This is a genomic window from Halalkalibacter alkalisediminis (assembly GCF_028610705.1).
In the GTDB taxonomy this organism is placed as follows: domain Bacteria; phylum Bacillota; class Bacilli; order Bacillales; family Bacillaceae_D; genus Halalkalibacter; species Halalkalibacter alkalisediminis.
This window is the reverse complement of record NZ_JAQQWT010000005.1, coordinates 147314-164045: the sequence shown is the minus strand read 5'-3', so window position 1 is coordinate 164045 and position 16732 is coordinate 147314. Positions and strand designations below refer to the sequence as shown.

Sequence of the window (16732 nt, the reverse complement as noted above, 5' to 3'; positions counted from 1 at the left end):
CGGACTGATATATTATAGAGAGTGACTGATAACCCGGCCGAAGTGACCGATATCCGATCTGGAGCAACCGAACTAGCATCAAATCCGGCCGCTAGCTCAGTCCAAAGAACTTTAACACCGCCCGCGCACTGCTTGCGAATAAAAGATCTACCCTCTATGTGAGAAAGTATAGAACATTCTTAAAAGTTCTAGTATGCTTAGGACAAACAAAATGAGGAAGTAGGTTGGCAGAATTGAAAAAATCCGTTCCATCAATGGTCAAAGATCCGCAGCTCATCAAAAAGCGAAGAGAGCAAATGGTTAAAGGAGCTGTCCGACTTTTTAAGCAAAAAGGGTTTCACAAGACGACGACGAGAGAGATTGCCAAAGAATCGGGATTTAGCATTGGTACGCTCTATGAATATATTGGTTCGAAGGAAGATGTCCTGTATTTGGTGTGTGACTCGATTTACGATGAAGTAAGGGAGCGACTCGTGCATCAGCTAGATACGAGCAGTAGAGGGATGACACGGTTGAAAAAAGCAGTAGCCGCTTATTTTCAGGTGATTCATGATATGCAGGATGAAGTGCTTGTTATGTATCAAGAGGCAAAATCACTGCCGAAAGAAGCTCTTTCGTATGTGCTCAAAAAAGAAATGGAAATGACAGAGATGATTGAGGTAATCCTGCGTGATTCCTTGAAAGAAGAAGCGATTTGCTTAACTGAGGAAAAAATAAAGCTAATTTCGCACAACATTTTAGTTCAAGCACATATGTGGACATTTAGAAGATGGTCCATTCAAAAACTTTATGGATTAAAGGAATATACAGATTTACAAATTGAACAGCTGCTACATGGAGTATATCGTCCTAATTAAAGAGGAGAGATGAAGATGGAAACAGCAACATACCGCCGGAAAAACCATATACGGTTCGTGACGGCTTCTAGTTTATTTGATGGGCATGATGCCTCGATTAATATTATGAGACGGATCTTACAAGCGAGTGGTGTAGAGGTTATTCACCTCGGGCACAACCGCTCTGTCGACGAGATTGTAAGCGCTGCCATACAAGAGGATGTTCAGGGGATTGCGATATCCTCATACCAAGGTGGTCATGTTGAATTTTTTAAATATTGCTATGACCTCCTGCAGGAAAAAGGGGCAGGTCATATTCGCATCTATGGGGGCGGCGGGGGAGTCATTACGCCACCGGAAATTGAAGAGTTGCATCAATATGGAATTGCTCGTATTTTTTCTCCAGAGGATGGAAGGAAGCACGGACTACAAGGCATGATTATGCAAATGGTTGAAGAATGTGACTTTGCTACGGTTGAGCAAATCAATGAAGAAATTACCGAGTTAAAGGATAAGAACAATCGTGCGATCGCGCGTTGTATTACGCTAGCGGAACAGTTCACAGCAGCGAAACAGGAGACAGCGGTTGCTTTAGAGGAGACGCTCACTAAAATTAAAGAGCTAGCAACGAACACACCGGTGCTTGGTATTACGGGAACGGGTGGAGCGGGAAAGAGCTCATTAACAGATGAACTTGTTAGACGCTTTTTGTTTGAATTTAAAGAGAAGACGATTGCGATTCTCTCAATTGATCCGACCAAGCAAAAAACAGGTGGGGCGTTACTGGGCGACCGTATTCGTATGAACTCCATTCATCATCCGAGAGTCTTTATGAGAAGCCTCGCAACTCGTGGATCTCGAACTGAAATTTCAGCTAGCATTCATGAGGCCATTTCTGTTGTAAAAGCAGCAGGCTTTGACCTTGTCATTGTCGAGACGAGTGGTATTGGGCAAGGGGATGCGGAAATATCAGAGATAGCCGATGTATCTATGTATGTGATGACTTGTGAGTACGGGGCTCCATCTCAATTAGAGAAAATAGATATGATCGATTTTGCTGATATGATTGCAATCAACAAGTTTGATCGCAAAGGCTCAGAGGATGCCCTCAGACATGTTCGTAAACAATACCAGCGAAGCCGAAACCTTTTTGAAGAACCACTTGAAGCGATGCCAGTCTATGGAACAATCGCAAGTCAGTTTAATGATTTAGGGACGAATACGCTTTTTGCGGCACTGATTGGCGTCATTGCGAAAAAGTGTGAGAAAGACTGGGAAACAGTCATTGAGACGAGTGCTGAAGTCATTAAGCAAAATGTCATTATCCCACCTGAACAAACGCAATATTTACGAGACATCGTGCAAACGGTTCGAGGGTACAAAAAAATGACGGAAGAGCAAGTGGAAGTAGCGAGAAAGCTTTTTCAAATAAGTGGAACGATCGATGCGCTTAAAACGCATGGAAACGATACAGAAGAAGTGGTGACACAGCTTGAACAAACAAAGGCACTCTATGAACAGCAACTACACCCAAGCTGTAAAGCGATCCTTGATAACTGGTCTGAGCTGAAAGAAGCGTATAGCAAAGATCAACTGATTACGAAAATTCGTGATAAGGAAATCGTGACAGAGCTTACGACCGAGAGCTTATCTGGTTTGAAAATACCAAAGGTAGCGTTACCGAAGTTTGCAGATTGGGGCGAGATCCTGAGATGGTCGATGGAGGAAAATGTCCCCGGGGCTTTTCCATTTACAGCAGGCGTGTTTCCGTTCAAACGAAAAGGGGAGGATCCTAAGCGCCAGTTTGCCGGAGAGGGAACGCCAGAGCGGACGAATCGTCGTTTTCATTATTTATCAAAAGATGATGATGCGAAGCGCTTAAGTACAGCGTTTGACTCGGTTACGTTATACGGTGAAGATCCGGATTATCGCCCAGATATTTACGGAAAAGTTGGCGAGAGCGGGGTCAGCATTTGTACACTAGAGGATATGAAAAAGCTGTATGCGGGATTTGATCTTTGTGCCCCTTCTACGTCCGTTTCGATGACCATCAACGGCCCAGCACCGATCCTTCTTGCCATGTTCATGAATACGGCGATTGATCAGCAGCTTGAGCTCTTTGAGCAAAGAGAAGGGCGCGCGCCAACAGCAGCAGAGCGAAACCTTGTTCAAAGTCAGACCCTATCAACTGTTCGAGGAACAGTGCAAGCCGATATTTTAAAAGAAGATCAAGGGCAAAACACGTGTATCTTTTCAACGGAATTTGCCCTTCGAATGATGGGGGATATCCAACAATACTTTATCGAACACGATGTAAGAAACTATTATTCTGTTTCGATTTCGGGCTATCACATTGCGGAAGCCGGTGCCAATCCGATCTCTCAGCTTGCTTTCACGCTCGCAAATGGGTTCACGTACATTGAATACTATTTAAGTCGCGGCATGGACATTAATAAATTTGCACCGAACTTGTCGTTTTTCTTCAGCAACGGACTTGATCCAGAGTACACTGTGATCGGACGTGTGGCTCGCAGAATTTGGTCAACGGTGTTAAAGAATAAATATAAAGCGAACGAGCGAAGTCAAAAATTAAAATATCATATTCAAACATCAGGGCGTTCTCTTCATGCACAGGAAATTGATTTTAATGACATTCGCACGACGCTACAAGCGTTAATGGCCATTTATGATAATTGTAATTCGCTTCATACGAATGCATATGATGAGGCCATTACGACGCCAACTGAAAACTCAGTGCGACGAGCGATGGCGATTCAAATGATCATTTCTAAGGAACTGGGGCTAGCTAAAAATGAAAATTCTTTACAAGGCTCTTATATGATTGAAGAGCTGACTCATTTAGTCGAAGAAGCAGTTCTTAGAGAACTAGAGCAGATTAATGATCGTGGTGGAGTACTTGGCGCAATGGAAACACAATACCAACGCTCAAAAATCCAAGAAGAATCGATGTTTTACGAGATGAAAAAACATACAGGTGAGCTACCGATTATTGGGGTGAACACTTACCTCAATCCGAACCAGGAAGAGGAAGAAGGCTTTGAGCTAGAATTGGCTCGTGCTACAAAAGAAGAAAAGGAACAGCAAATCGCCAATCTTCGGGAGTTCCAAAAGCAACATGAGGCAACCGCTAAAGAAGCTTTAACTTCCCTACAAGAGGTGGCAATGGCTGGTGGAAATATTTTTGCTGAATTAATGGATACGGTCAAAACGGCGAGTCTTGGACAAATTACCTCAGCGTTATATGAGGTTGGAGGTCAGTACCGCCGCAATATGTAGAAGATGGAGTGAGGTTGGCTAAAAGGGGACATATCTACCTTTTAACCAACCTCTTTTCCTATAAAAATAGGACTTTAGCAACTGAAAGGACAGGATTTGTACTTCCGAAGCAAAATCGTTATTGTATAATATAGGAAAGATGTAATAGCAGGTAGGTGTAGACGAGATGATGGAGAGAGAGCTTTATCAACGGTATATGAACCGTCAGATAAAAAGAGATCTCATTGATAGCGATGGAACGTTGCTTTTAAAGAAGGGGTCTATTTTGACTGAATCCATCCTTTCAAAGTTGAAAGTTGGAATTGAAAAGATTGAAATGGTTACCCAGAACTCGTCGACGAGGCAAGGTTATCAGCGCCTCATCACTGGAACCACAAATGAGATACGAGATATTTTTCGGAAGATCCAATCAAACAAACAGGAAATCAATCAGATTGAGTTAAGTATATTGCCAACGGTTGAAGAGTTAGCGCAGGAACAAAAGCTTTCGATCCTTTTAGAAGGCATACTTGGCAAAGATGATTATACATATCGGCATAATATTGGCGTCGCCATTTTATCTTCGATGCTAGCACGTTGGCTCCGCTTTTCAGAGGGTGAGATTCAATTTATTACCCTTGGTGGTCTTTTACATGATGTTGGCAAGCTCTACATTGACGATTATATTTTAACGAAACCAGGGAAGTTAACAACAGAGGAATACGAAGCGATAAAAGAACATGCATTATTTGGTTACCAAATTTTATGTAATCATTCGATGTACTCTAAAGAGATTTGCTTAATGGCCTTAGAGCACCATGAACGAGAGGATGGTTCTGGTTATCCTGACCAGAAAACGGCCGATGAGATTCATCGTTATTCTAAAATTATTGCGATTGCGGATGTGTTCCATGCGATGACATCGGACCGTGTCTACCGAAAAGGAATGGCGCTTTATGATGTGTTAAGGCAAATGAAAGAAGAGGCATTTGGTAAGCTAGAACCTACTTATGTGTCGACGTTTATTCAAAAATTAATGGAGCTCTCGATTGGCAATAAAGCCATTTTAAGCAATGGACGTGTGGCCGAAGTCGTCTTTATTTTTGCAGATGAGCCCTTCAATCCGCTCGTTCGTTTGGATCAAGAATTAGTCGATTTAAGAAAGAGTGAATGGCACATTCAGCAACTCTTATCAATAGATTAATAAATCTCTTACATGTTTTATCTTCCACAACTAGCATAATCATTGGAAATGTGTTTATAATGAAAAGTATGCTTATTACAAGTTAGGACTACTACATAGAAGATTGATTGAAAGGACGTGCGGCCCGTGAGCTTACAAGCAATGGATCAAGAAGAATTGCTAGAAATGTCAATGGTTGAAATTGCGTATGAAATAATGAAGGAGTCAAAGCAACCTTTTGACTACTACGACCTAGTGAAACAAGTGGCAGCGATGAAGCAAATGTCTGAAGAGCAATTAAATGAGCGGATTGCCTATTTATATACCGATATGAATATCGATGGCAGATTCCACTCTTTAGGAGATAACCGTTGGGGCTTGAAGAGCTGGTATCCACTAGAGCAATCTGAAGAAGAGATCACAACACCTGTTAAACCTAAGAAAAAGGCGAAGGCAGAGCTTGATGATGTTGATACATTGGATGATGATTTCGAAGATTATGAAGATGAGTATGAAGATTTAGAAGACGAGCTTGATGAACTTTCTAATGATGAAGACGATCTTGATGAAGATGAAGATGATTTTGACGATAAAGAAGACCTCGATGGTATTGATGCAGATGATGAGGAAGATGCAGACGAGGATTTAGAGGATGACGATTTAAAATAACAAGTCGATTTAAGTCGATTTATCTAGTCTGATCCTCTTGACTTCTTTACCTAATCTAGGTAGAATCATTTAGGGCTTAAGAAATCTATACGATTAGTTAAAGCAAAAACAAAAGTGCGCCCCCTTTTTTGGGAGAGTTGTCACTTTTGTTTTTTTTATTTTATATAGCATACCCTAAGCAGGAGAATCTTTTATACAGAAGCAAGGGAGACGAAAAAATGGCGACAACTAAGTATATTTTTGTAACAGGTGGCGTGGTGTCATCACTTGGAAAAGGTATTACAGCAGCATCTTTAGGACGTTTACTAAAAAACCGCGGATTAAAAGTAACGATCCAAAAATTCGATCCGTATATTAACGTTGACCCTGGAACGATGAGTCCATATCAACATGGAGAGGTTTTCGTTACGGATGATGGCGCGGAGACAGACTTAGATCTTGGTCACTATGAGCGTTTTATTGATATCAACCTAAGTCAAAACAGCAATGTAACAACAGGAAGAGTCTATTCGACGGTTCTAAAGAAAGAACGCCGTGGAGATTATTTAGGAGGAACGGTTCAAGTTATTCCTCACGTAACAAATGAAATCAAAGAGCGTGTCTTCAGAGCAGGACGCGAAACGGGCGCAGATGTCGTCATTACAGAGATTGGTGGAACGGTTGGAGACATCGAGAGCTTGCCTTTCCTTGAAGCCATTCGTCAAATCAAGAGTGATGTAGGTTTTAACAACGTGATGTATGTTCACTGTACACTGATTCCTTACTTAAAAGCAGCGGGTGAAATGAAGTCAAAGCCAACTCAACACAGTGTAAAAGAACTTCGTAGCCTTGGAATCCAACCAAATGTCATCGTTGTTCGTACAGAAATGCCAGTTCCTCAAGACATGAAAGAGAAAATTGCGTTATTCTGTGACATTGATAAAAATGCGGTCATCGAAGCTCGTGATGCAGACACTCTTTATCAAGTGCCACTAGATCTTCAAGCACAAAAGTTTGATGATATTGTTTGTAAGCATTTGAATCTTGAATGTCGTACAGCTGATATGACCGAGTGGACGGCATTAGTTGAAAAGGTACAGAACTTATCTGAAAAAGTATCAATCGCCCTTGTTGGTAAATACGTATCGTTACAAGATGCCTATCTTTCAGTTGCTGAATCGCTTCGTCACGCTGGTTATGCCTATGATGCGGATATTGACATCCAGTGGATTGATGCTGAAAAGGTAACAGATGAGAATGTAGCTGAATTAGTCGGATCGGCTGATGGAATCTTAGTTCCAGGTGGCTTCGGTGACCGTGGAGTAGAGGGTAAAATTTCAGCGATTCGCTACGCTCGTGAAAACAAAGTTCCTTTCCTAGGTATCTGCCTTGGTATGCAGCTAGCATCGATTGAATATGCTCGTAATGTGCTTGGTCTAGAAGGGGCGCACTCAGCTGAATTAAACCCAGAAACACCACACCCAATCATTGACTTACTTCCAGAGCAAAAGGATGTAGAAGATATGGGTGGAACGCTTCGCCTTGGTTTATTCCCTTGTAAGCTAACAGCAGGTTCAGTGGCACATGCAACATACAACGAGGAAATTGTGTACGAGCGTCACCGTCACCGTTATGAGTTCAATAATGAGTACCGTGAACAAATGGAAAAGGCAGGATTCATCTTCTCTGGGACAAGTCCTGATGGAAGATTAGTGGAAGTGATTGAAATCGAGGATCACCCTTACTTCATCGCATCGCAATTCCATCCAGAATTCCGCTCAAGACCCACTCGTCCACAACCATTGTTCAGAGAGTTTATTGGAGCATCTTTGAAGAAATAATAGAAAAGAACGTTTGAATAACGATTGAAAAAAGCTGTTGAGAGGATCTCAACAGCTTTTTTGGGCATGGAATTGACGTCTAGTGACGACCCTTTTTATCACTCATACTCGCTCAAAAAGTCGGTAATTAATAAATGTAAGCAAAAGTATGTATAAAGAGCCATTAATGATGCAGGATAGCCAATTCGTTCACCGCTATCAGTTGGGACAAGACTGTTATGTACATTTAAATTAAGATGAACATCGGTCCAGTCAATCCATTGTTTTTTTAAATCATTTTGTACGGCGCTCATACCGACGATCAGAATGCCATTTGCAGAAACTTGCTCAACTACATCAATCATTTCCTCATCATAGGCATTTCTTGAGATCAGCAGGACACGATCAGCAGGATCGAGCTCAGCCATTACACCTTTTTCGAAAAGCGGTTTTACATGTTCAAGCTTTTCCTTTCCGTAAAGCGCTTCGGCTGCCACTGCGACCATTTCGTCTTTACCGTAAATATAGACGTTTCCATCTCCAATAAGAGCTTGACTCAGCAATCGAGCCGCGTCTTCCATCATATCCTCATCTAGCGTATCCTTCATTAAACCAATTAATTGGGTCGTGAAAATTTTTTGCAAATGAATCAGCCTCCTTAGACAAACTAATCAGGAGCATTATACCGTACTCTTGGCTCAATAAAAAACAAAAGTCTCATTTTCTGACAGTGTTAGACACTGTTTGTCGGACGATTTATAGGGTTACGAAAAAAAGAGTGCAGGATTTCAAAAGAATATGACGAATAAGTTAGAAGTTGTTGGAGTGTGTGAAGTATTTAAACTGACCATTTAATTGTACGCCAAAATTGAAAGGAGTGACCTGTTATGAAGAAAATATTAGTAGTAGACGATCAATACGGTATTCGAGTTTTGCTTTGTGAGATTCTTCAAAAAGATGGTTACAAAATGTTTGATGCAGCGAATGGAGTACAAGCGTTGAAAATTGTTGATCAAGAACAACCAGATCTTGTCCTTTTGGATATGAAAATTCCAGGAATGGACGGTTTGGAAATTTTGAAACGCATTAAAGAAGACAACCCTCAAGTCGATGTCATCATGATGACCGCTTATGGAGAATTAAACCTCATTAATGAAGCAATGAGCTTAGGAGCGATTACTCACTTTGCTAAGCCATTTGATATTGATGACATTCGTGAAGTGATTAAAAATAGCTTAGTTGTATCTTAATCACATCATTGTCAGAATTAAAACGCTTACTTTGAAAAACTTTGATAAAGTCTCTAGAAAAGCGTGTAATTTCAAGCAAATATGCTATAATGAACTCGTTCAATAGTAGAGCTTTTTAAAGATTTGCATTTATTTGGCAATTTCCTTTTTTACATAGTTCTGGTGGATATTTATCGGTGCAATCGGGTACCTTGTTAAATAGATGCGACGACTGATCAAATGTATAATCTGTTCGTTATCTGAGATTGGCTCTAAAAATGGAGGAGGATGAAGAATGCCTTTAGTATCAATGAAAGACATGCTTAATAAAGCAAAGGCAGAAGGTTATGCAGTTGGTCAATTCAACTTAAATAACCTTGAGTTTACTCAAGCAATTTTACAAGCAGCAGAGGAAGAAAAATCTCCAGTAATTTGTGGTGTATCTGAAGGTGCAGCACGTTACATGGGTGGATTTAAACTCGTTGTAAAAATGGTTGAAGCACTAATGGAAGAATATAACGTAACAGTTCCTGTTGCGATACATTTAGACCATGGTTCAAGCTTTGAGAAGTGTGTGGAAGCGATCCATGCAGGTTTCACATCTGTTATGATTGATGGATCACACCATCCTTTAGAAGAAAACATTGCGATCACAAAGCAAGTAGTAGCTGTTGCACATGCTCTTGGAGTATCTGTAGAAGCTGAGCTTGGCCGTATTGGTGGTCAAGAAGACGATTTAATCGTTGATGACGCTGATGCTGCTTATGCAATCCCTGCTGAGTGTAAAGAGTTAGTTGAAGCAACTGGTGTAGATTGCTTTGCTCCAGCGCTTGGTTCTGTTCATGGACCTTACAAAGGCGAGCCGAATCTTGGCTTTGACCGCATGAATGAAATTGATCAATTAGTTGGTATTCCGTTAGTACTTCACGGTGGTACGGGTATCCCGACTGCTGACATTAAAAAAGCGATTGAGTTTGGACATGCTAAAATCAACGTAAATACGGAAAGCCAAATTTCTTCTGCAGCTGCAGTTCGTGAAACTCTTGCTGCTAAGCCGAACGAATATGATCCTCGTAAATACTTAGGACCTGCTCGTGATGCGATTAAAGAAACGGTTAAAGGTAAAATGCGTGAATTTGGTTCTTCAAACAAAGCATAAATAGAATAACCATTAAAAGCAGTTCATCTGAGCTGCTTTTAATGGCATTTAAGTACGTTGATATTTCAGAATAAAGAATAATGTAAACGCTTTGATTTATTTCGACAAAAAAACATATCGTTGGGGGAAACGTTCATGAAATTTTTTATTGATACAGCAAATGTTGAGGAAATTAAAGAAGCAAAAGCATTAGGAATTCTCGGTGGAGTAACAACAAATCCATCGCTTGTGGCAAAAGAAGGCGTTGATTTTCACGATCGTCTAAGAGAGATTACAAGTATCGTAACAGAAGAATCTGTTAGTGCAGAGGTCATTGCGCTAGATGCTGAAGGAATGATTGCAGAAGGAAAAGAACTTGCAGCGATCGCTCCAAACATTACGGTAAAAGTACCCATGACGACAGAGGGATTAAAAGCCGTACATGCCTTTTCTGAGTTAGGTATTACAACAAATGTAACTTTAGTTTTTTCAGGAGTTCAAGCATTGCTAGCTGCTAGAGCTGGAGCAACATATGTGTCACCATTCCTTGGTAGACTTGATGATATGGGTCAAAATGGGTTAGAGTTAATCTCTGAGATTGTGGAGATTTTTGACACACATAAAATTCCAACACAAATTATCGCGGCTTCTGTGCGTCACCCTATTCATGTGACAGAATCAGCACGTTTAGGCGCTCATATTGCTACCATTCCATTTAAAGTAATTCAACAACTTTCTAAGCATCCTCTTACTGATCAAGGAATTGAAAAATTTCTAGCAGATTGGAACAATCGTTAAGACCTAGTCCTTTTGCCGTGTATGGAATTTTCTCCCCATTTCCGTTACAATCTAAGACAGAATAACTCGTTACATTTTCATTGATATGGTTATAATGGAAATATAGAGAATAAAATATTGTGTCATTAGAGAAAGCACCAATGGAAGGGATGCGGTTATGGATAAATTAATGATTGAAGGCGGATATCCTCTAGAAGGAACAGTACAGATAAGTGGGGCTAAAAATAGTGCAGTCGCGTTAATTCCTGCTGCCATATTAGCAGACTCACACGTAACCATTGACAATCTACCAGAAATTTCGGATGTTCATTTACTTGCTGAACTCTTGCAGGAAATTGGTGGAGAAGTGGAACTTAGTAAGCATGAGATTACGATTAATCCTGCGAATATGATTGCCATGCCATTGCCAAATGGACGGGTGAAAAAACTGCGCGCTTCCTATTATTTAATGGGCGCGATGCTCGGTAAATTTAAAAAAGCGGTCATTGGCTTACCTGGTGGTTGTAATCTAGGGCCAAGACCCATTGATCAACATATAAAAGGATTTGAAGCACTTGGCGCAAAAGTAACGAACGAACAAGGGGCTATCTATTTACGTGCCGATGAATTACGAGGTGCACGTATTTACCTAGATGTCGTTAGTGTGGGTGCAACGATCAATATTATGCTTGCTGCTGTAAAAGCTAAAGGACAAACGATTATTGAAAATGCGGCAAAGGAACCTGAGATTATCGATGTAGCGACCTTGCTTACTAGTATGGGAGCGAGAATCAAAGGGGCCGGAACCAATGTCATCCGAATCGATGGAGTTGATTCTTTGTCGGGGTGTAGACACTCGATTATTCCAGACCGAATCGAAGCAGGAACGTATATGATTCTAGCCGCAACGATGGGACAAAAGGTGCTAATCGATAACATCATTCCATACCATGTCGAGTCATTGATTGCTAAACTGAGAGAAATGGGCGTCACAATCGAAGTGAGCGATGACCAATTGTTGATACATAACAGTAAGGATAAAAAAGGTGTTGATATCAAAACACTCGTTTATCCAGGTTTTCCAACCGATTTACAACAGCCATTTTCAAGTTTACTCACACAAGCAGAAGGTACGAGTATCGTCACAGATACCATTTACAACGCACGTTTCAAGCATATTGACGAGCTTAGAAGAATGGGCGCAAACGTAAAAGTCGAAGGACGTTCTGCCATTATAAACGGAAAATCCAAGTTACAAGGAGCGAAAGTGAAAGCAAGCGACCTCCGCGCAGGAGCAGCCTTAGTTGTAGCTGGCCTAGTAGCTGATGGAATCACCGAAATTACCGGTCTCGAACATATTGACCGAGGCTACGCCAACCTCGAAGAAAAACTAATCGGCCTCGGCGCCAAAATCTGGCGAGAAAAAATGACAGAAGAAGAATTAGAACAGGTGAAGAGTTAATGAAAAAAGGTTGAACTTTACCTTTTTTCATTAACTCGAAGCGATGAGCGCAGCCGTTGCCATCTCTTAAGCCTTCTGAGCGGTTTTCTCAGAAGGCGCGCAACGAGCGGAGCCATCGCCACGGTTTAACTATGCTTAAGGCAAAAGGGCGATCTTCCCTTTTTCTATAGCTGAAGCACTTTTTTCTCTTTTTCTACCACCACAAAAATAGATAGTAAGCGTAAAACAATATCTGTTTTACCTCTAAAATAGACAAGCAATGAGAACATGTTTACTTATATAGCAACAATTGTAGCCGCTTACTCCAATGGACAACCTATGTCACGCAAACAGCGAAGAGGACGCGATGATGAGTGAGTGATATAACAAAAGGGGGAGACTCATGGAAAGAAGTTTATCAATGGAGTTAGTACGTGTGACGGAAGCTGCGGCACTAGCATCTGGACGTTGGATGGGACGAGGAAATAAGGATGAGGCAGATCGTGCCGCTACAGAGGCAATGCGTGACGTATTTGACACGATTCCGATGAAGGGAACGGTTGTCATTGGTGAGGGAGAAATGGACGAGGCTCCTATGCTTTACATTGGCGAAAAGCTAGGAAACGGATATGGCTCTCGTGTCGATGTGGCAGTTGACCCATTAGAAGGAACAAACATCGTGGCTTCTGGTCAGTGGAATGCCTTAGCCGTTCTTGCTATTGCCGACCATGGAAATCTTTTGCATGCACCGGATATGTACATGGATAAAATTGCAGTAGGCCCGGAGTCCGTTGGGAAAGTAGACATTAATGCTCCTATTATTGATAACTTAAGAGCTGTCGCCAAAGCCAAAAACAAAGATATTGAAGATTTAGTTGTCTCCATTTTATATCGTGAACGCCACGAAAAAATGATTCACGAGATTCGCCAAGCGGGAGCTCGAATTAAGCTCATGTCTGATGGTGACGTTGCCGCTGCTTTGAATACAGCATTTGGTGACACGGGCGTAGACATCATGCTAGGTTCTGGTGGAGCACCTGAAGGCGTTATTGCCGCTGCGGGGTTGAAATGTCTTGGTGGTGAGCTTCAAGGGAAACTCCTACCAGCAAACGATGAAGAACTTGAGCGTTGCATGAAAATGGGCATTACTGATGTTAATAAAGTACTTCAAATGGACGACCTTGTATCAGGGGATGATTGTATTTTTGCTGCTACAGGTGTAACAGACGGGGAACTTTTAAAAGGAGTTCGTTATCACGGAAATTCTGCATCGACACAATCATTAGTTATGCGAGCAAAGTCAGGAACCGTTCGTTTCGTAGACGGAAAGCATAGTATGAAAAAGAAGCCAGACCTAGTTATTCGTTAATCATGATCCAGAGGAAAGCTGGAATTTTTAAAATTTCTAGCTTTCCTTTGTTTATGTTTGTGACTAATTGGGTAAGGTTAAGTAGGAAAGCTTGAATAATGTTTGTATTTGTGGTTAAAATAGTATATATGTTCGTTTTAAGATACACTTTTCACCGATTTTATCTCCAGAACTCTCCATTCGATTTTTACACACTTTATGAAAAACAGTTTCCTTAAAGTTTTAATCCGGTAAACAAGAATGAGAATTCCAACAAAAGTCTAATTTATAAATGAAGAAGCGTGGTGTAACAATGGGAGTCAATATTGCAGATCTAGGGAATATGAAGCTTAAAGAACTCTATGAACTTGCTAAAGAATACAAAGTTTCCTATTACAGTAAACTAACAAAAAAAGAATTAATTTTTGCGATTTTAAAAGGACAAGCAGAACAAGATGGATTAATGTTTATGGAAGGTGTTTTAGAGATCATTTCGACTGAAGGGTTTGGTTTCTTAAGACCGATTAATTACATGCCTAGTTCTGAAGATATTTATATTTCAGCTTCGCAAATCCGCCGTTTTGACTTAAGAAATGGCGATAAAGTTTCAGGTAAGGTAAGACCGCCTAAAGAAAATGAACGTTACCATGGTTTGTTGCATGTGGAAGCCGTAAATGGTGCTGCCCCTGAAACATCAAGAGAGCGTCCTCACTTTCCAGCTTTAACACCACTATACCCTGAACAAAAAATCAATCTTGAAACAGCACCTGGTCGTGTGTCATCTCGAATCATTGATATGATTTCACCAGTTGGTTTTGGACAACGTGGTTTAATCGTCGCTCCACCAAAAGCGGGTAAAACCTCTTTGATGAAAGAAGTCGCAAATAGCATTGCTGAAAACCATCCAGATGTTGATCTCATTGTGCTTCTCATTGATGAGCGTCCAGAGGAAGTAACCGACATTGAACGCTCGGTTAAGGCGGAAGTGGTAAGCTCGACGTTTGATGAAGTTCCAGAAAATCATATTAAAGTAGCAGAGCTTGTGCTAGAACGCGCTATGCGTTTAGTTGAACATAAAAAAGACGTCGTAATTTTGATGGATAGTATTACTCGTTTAGCGAGAGCTTATAACTTAGTTATCCCACCAAGTGGTCGAACCCTTTCTGGTGGTATAGACCCAGCTGCTTTTCACCGTCCAAAACGGTTCTTTGGTGCCGCTCGTAATATTGAAGAAGGCGGTAGCTTAACGATTTTAGCGACAGCATTAGTTGAAACCGGCTCTCGTATGGATGATGTCATTTACGAAGAATTTAAAGGGACAGGAAACATGGAACTGCACCTTGACCGTAAGTTGGCTGAACGCCGTATCTTCCCGTCGATCGATATTCGCCGCTCTGGTACGAGAAAAGAAGAACTGCTTATGCCTAAGAGTCAGCTTGATAAACTATGGGCCATTCGTAAGACAATGAGTGATTCACCTGAATTTGTTGATCACTTCATTAAGCGCGTAAAAGAAACGAAAACAAATGTTGATTTCTTCGAAGCGATGGAAGAAGAAATGAACCGAAATAAAAAACGATAAAAAATTAACAATCGTACGAATGTGCTTATAGCAAGAGGCCAAGCCATTTGTTCTATACTTTCAAGCATGTAAACATCAAACTGGTTGAAAATGGAGTTGCTTTTTCAAGCCTAGCTTGATATAATTTCGACATGTGTGATTTAGATAATTCTGTTTCGAAAAGATTCAGGGCAAAAGGAGATGAAACAAATGAAACAAGGTATTCACCCAAATTACCAAAAAGTGGTATTTCAGGATACAAGCACAGGTTTCAAGTTCTTAACAGGTTCAACTAAAGGATCTGCTGAAACAATTGAATGGGAAGATGGTAACACATACCCACTTCTTAAAGTTGAGATTAGTGCAGACTCTCACCCGTTCTACACTGGTAAGCAGAAGCTTAACGATGTTGGCGGACGTGTTGATAAGTTCAAGAAGAAATACAACATGAAGTAAAACTGTATAGTGAACAGGCAAGCGCGAAGCTCTTGCCTGTTTTTTTTGCTCATAGTACTCAGATGTGTTGGGAAAATAGTAAAAACGAACTGGTGTTAGAGCCATTTATATATAATGAATAATCTGTTGTGTGGGGGAATGAAGATGCATGTCATGAAACAAGAAGGCTGGATTGAAATCATTTGTGGGAGTATGTTTTCGGGTAAATCTGAAGAGCTGATCAGAAGAGTTCGTCGGGTGAGCTTTGGAAAACTAAACGTACAAGTGTTTAAGCCAGAACTCGACAATCGTTATAGTGAAGAGGAAGTGGTCTCACATAATGGAACGAAGGTCATGGCGACTCCAGTCAAAAGGTCTGTTGATATATTGGATTTGATCAAAGCCGATACACAAGTGGTCGCTGTTGATGAGGTTCAATTTTTTGATGAAGAGATTATTCCCGTTGTGGACGAGCTTGCTAACCGAGGCATTCGCGTCATCTGTGCTGGCTTGGATCAAGACTTCCGCGGCGAACCCTTCGGACCTATTCAGCCGTTGATGGCTTTAGCAGAAGAAGTGACAAAGCTACAAGCCGTTTGTCCTTGTTGTGGCTCACCAGCTAGCCGCACACAGAGGTTAATTGATGGCAAACCAGCTTCTTATACCGATCCAATTATTTTAGTTGGAGCATCTGAATCCTATGAACCACGCTGCCGTCATTGTCATGAAGTACCGAACCGTCCTAAACTGAAAGTAGCGATTCAATCCGTTGAAATATAGAATTTAGAGATACGATATTTTTGATACAGCCTGTAGCCTGATCGATTCCTGTATAGAGGATGGTTGAGCGACAGGCTTTTTTGTTGAAAGACTTCAGACGGGTTCATTTTCGCTGGTAAGTTCTGTCGTTCGCTAAAATAGCATGAAAAACCGCTAATCTAGTAGGTTCGCTGATAAATGAAGAACTCGCTAATAAAATGAAAAATGGGATAAAAAAATCAAATGTCGCAATAAAATTCAAGAGGGCAATGGTCATGCAC

14 protein-coding genes are annotated in these 16732 nt (G+C 41.0%); 13 read left to right on the top strand and 1 reads right to left on the bottom strand.

Annotation, left to right across the window (positions count from 1 at the left end; all coding sequences use genetic code 11):
* Positions 1 to 254 precede the first annotated feature (254 nt).
* The 5 genes from PQ474_RS09780 to PQ474_RS09760 all read left to right on the top strand — a co-directional run bounded on the left by PQ474_RS09780 (position 255) and on the right by PQ474_RS09760 (position 7784).
* The gene (locus PQ474_RS09780) at positions 255 to 857 is read left to right on the top strand and encodes a TetR/AcrR family transcriptional regulator (RefSeq protein ID WP_273842855.1); all 603 of its coding nucleotides are present in this window, start codon (positions 255 to 257) and stop codon (positions 855 to 857) included.
* A gap of 15 nt (positions 858 to 872) precedes the next feature.
* Positions 873 to 4133 carry a fused isobutyryl-CoA mutase/GTPase IcmF gene (gene icmF, locus PQ474_RS09775; protein ID WP_273842471.1) on the top strand — a complete coding sequence of 1087 codons (3261 nt, stop codon included), beginning with the start codon at positions 873 to 875 and terminating at the stop codon, positions 4131 to 4133.
* 166 nt (positions 4134 to 4299) lie between these two features.
* A complete protein-coding gene (locus PQ474_RS09770; RefSeq protein WP_273842469.1) occupies positions 4300 to 5316 on the top strand; it encodes an HD-GYP domain-containing protein in 1017 nt (338 codons plus the stop codon).
* Positions 5317 to 5442: 126 nt separating this feature from the next.
* Positions 5443 to 5964, top strand: coding sequence for a DNA-directed RNA polymerase subunit delta (rpoE, locus tag PQ474_RS09765; protein WP_273842467.1), 522 nt, complete (start codon positions 5443 to 5445; stop codon positions 5962 to 5964).
* Between the two features lie 218 nt (positions 5965 to 6182).
* Positions 6183 to 7784: a CTP synthase gene (locus PQ474_RS09760; protein WP_273842465.1), complete on the top strand. Its 1602-nt coding sequence runs from the start codon at positions 6183 to 6185 to the stop codon at positions 7782 to 7784.
* 98 nt (positions 7785 to 7882) lie between these two features.
* On the opposite strand, the gene PQ474_RS09755 is transcribed toward PQ474_RS09760, so the two are convergent.
* Positions 7883 to 8407 carry a DUF2529 family protein gene (locus tag PQ474_RS09755; protein WP_273842463.1) on the bottom strand — a complete coding sequence of 175 codons (525 nt, stop codon included), beginning with the start codon at positions 8405 to 8407 and terminating at the stop codon, positions 7883 to 7885.
* 243 nt (positions 8408 to 8650) lie between these two features.
* Between PQ474_RS09755 and PQ474_RS09750 the strand changes: the two genes are divergently transcribed.
* The 8 genes from PQ474_RS09750 (at position 8651) to PQ474_RS09715 (ending at position 16472) form a co-directional block, all read left to right on the top strand.
* Positions 8651 to 9013, top strand: coding sequence for a response regulator (locus tag PQ474_RS09750; protein WP_273842461.1), 363 nt, complete (start codon positions 8651 to 8653; stop codon positions 9011 to 9013).
* A 274-nt stretch (positions 9014 to 9287) separates the two neighbouring features.
* Complete coding sequence (gene fba / locus PQ474_RS09745; RefSeq protein WP_273842458.1) at positions 9288 to 10151, top strand: class II fructose-1,6-bisphosphate aldolase; 864 nt, start codon at positions 9288 to 9290, stop codon at positions 10149 to 10151.
* A 135-nt stretch (positions 10152 to 10286) separates the two neighbouring features.
* On the top strand, positions 10287 to 10928 hold the full coding sequence (gene fsa, locus PQ474_RS09740) for a fructose-6-phosphate aldolase (RefSeq protein WP_273842454.1): 642 nt from the start codon (positions 10287 to 10289) through the stop codon (positions 10926 to 10928).
* A 157-nt stretch (positions 10929 to 11085) separates the two neighbouring features.
* Positions 11086 to 12369 (top strand): UDP-N-acetylglucosamine 1-carboxyvinyltransferase, encoded by a 1284-nt coding sequence (locus PQ474_RS09735; protein WP_273842451.1) that lies wholly within the window; start codon positions 11086 to 11088, stop codon positions 12367 to 12369.
* A 382-nt stretch (positions 12370 to 12751) separates the two neighbouring features.
* Positions 12752 to 13717 carry a class II fructose-bisphosphatase gene (gene glpX, locus PQ474_RS09730; protein WP_273842450.1) on the top strand — a complete coding sequence of 322 codons (966 nt, stop codon included), beginning with the start codon at positions 12752 to 12754 and terminating at the stop codon, positions 13715 to 13717.
* Positions 13718 to 14009: 292 nt separating this feature from the next.
* Positions 14010 to 15278 (top strand): transcription termination factor Rho, encoded by a 1269-nt coding sequence (gene rho / locus PQ474_RS09725; RefSeq protein ID WP_273842446.1) that lies wholly within the window; start codon positions 14010 to 14012, stop codon positions 15276 to 15278.
* Positions 15279 to 15467: 189 nt separating this feature from the next.
* Entirely contained in the window at positions 15468 to 15713 is a 246-nt protein-coding gene (locus tag PQ474_RS09720; RefSeq protein WP_273842444.1) for a type B 50S ribosomal protein L31, read from the top strand.
* A 144-nt stretch (positions 15714 to 15857) separates the two neighbouring features.
* Complete coding sequence (locus tag PQ474_RS09715) at positions 15858 to 16472, top strand: thymidine kinase (protein ID WP_273842442.1); 615 nt, start codon at positions 15858 to 15860, stop codon at positions 16470 to 16472.
* The last annotated feature ends 260 nt before the right edge of the window (positions 16473 to 16732 follow it).

Coding starts and splice junctions, on each gene's coding strand:
- PQ474_RS09780 (WP_273842855.1), top strand. CDS start 255: ATGGTCAAAGATCCGCAGCTCATCAAAAAGCGAAGAGAGCAAATGGTT.
- icmF (WP_273842471.1), top strand. CDS start 873: ATGGAAACAGCAACATACCGCCGGAAAAACCATATACGGTTCGTGACG.
- PQ474_RS09770 (WP_273842469.1), top strand. CDS start 4,300: ATGATGGAGAGAGAGCTTTATCAACGGTATATGAACCGTCAGATAAAA.
- PQ474_RS09760 (WP_273842465.1), top strand. CDS start 6,183: ATGGCGACAACTAAGTATATTTTTGTAACAGGTGGCGTGGTGTCATCA.
- PQ474_RS09750 (WP_273842461.1), top strand. CDS start 8,651: ATGAAGAAAATATTAGTAGTAGACGATCAATACGGTATTCGAGTTTTG.
- fba (WP_273842458.1), top strand. CDS start 9,288: ATGCCTTTAGTATCAATGAAAGACATGCTTAATAAAGCAAAGGCAGAA.
- fsa (WP_273842454.1), top strand. CDS start 10,287: ATGAAATTTTTTATTGATACAGCAAATGTTGAGGAAATTAAAGAAGCA.
- PQ474_RS09735 (WP_273842451.1), top strand. CDS start 11,086: ATGGATAAATTAATGATTGAAGGCGGATATCCTCTAGAAGGAACAGTA.
- glpX (WP_273842450.1), top strand. CDS start 12,752: ATGGAAAGAAGTTTATCAATGGAGTTAGTACGTGTGACGGAAGCTGCG.
- rho (WP_273842446.1), top strand. CDS start 14,010: ATGGGAGTCAATATTGCAGATCTAGGGAATATGAAGCTTAAAGAACTC.
- PQ474_RS09720 (WP_273842444.1), top strand. CDS start 15,468: ATGAAACAAGGTATTCACCCAAATTACCAAAAAGTGGTATTTCAGGAT.
- PQ474_RS09715 (WP_273842442.1), top strand. CDS start 15,858: ATGCATGTCATGAAACAAGAAGGCTGGATTGAAATCATTTGTGGGAGT.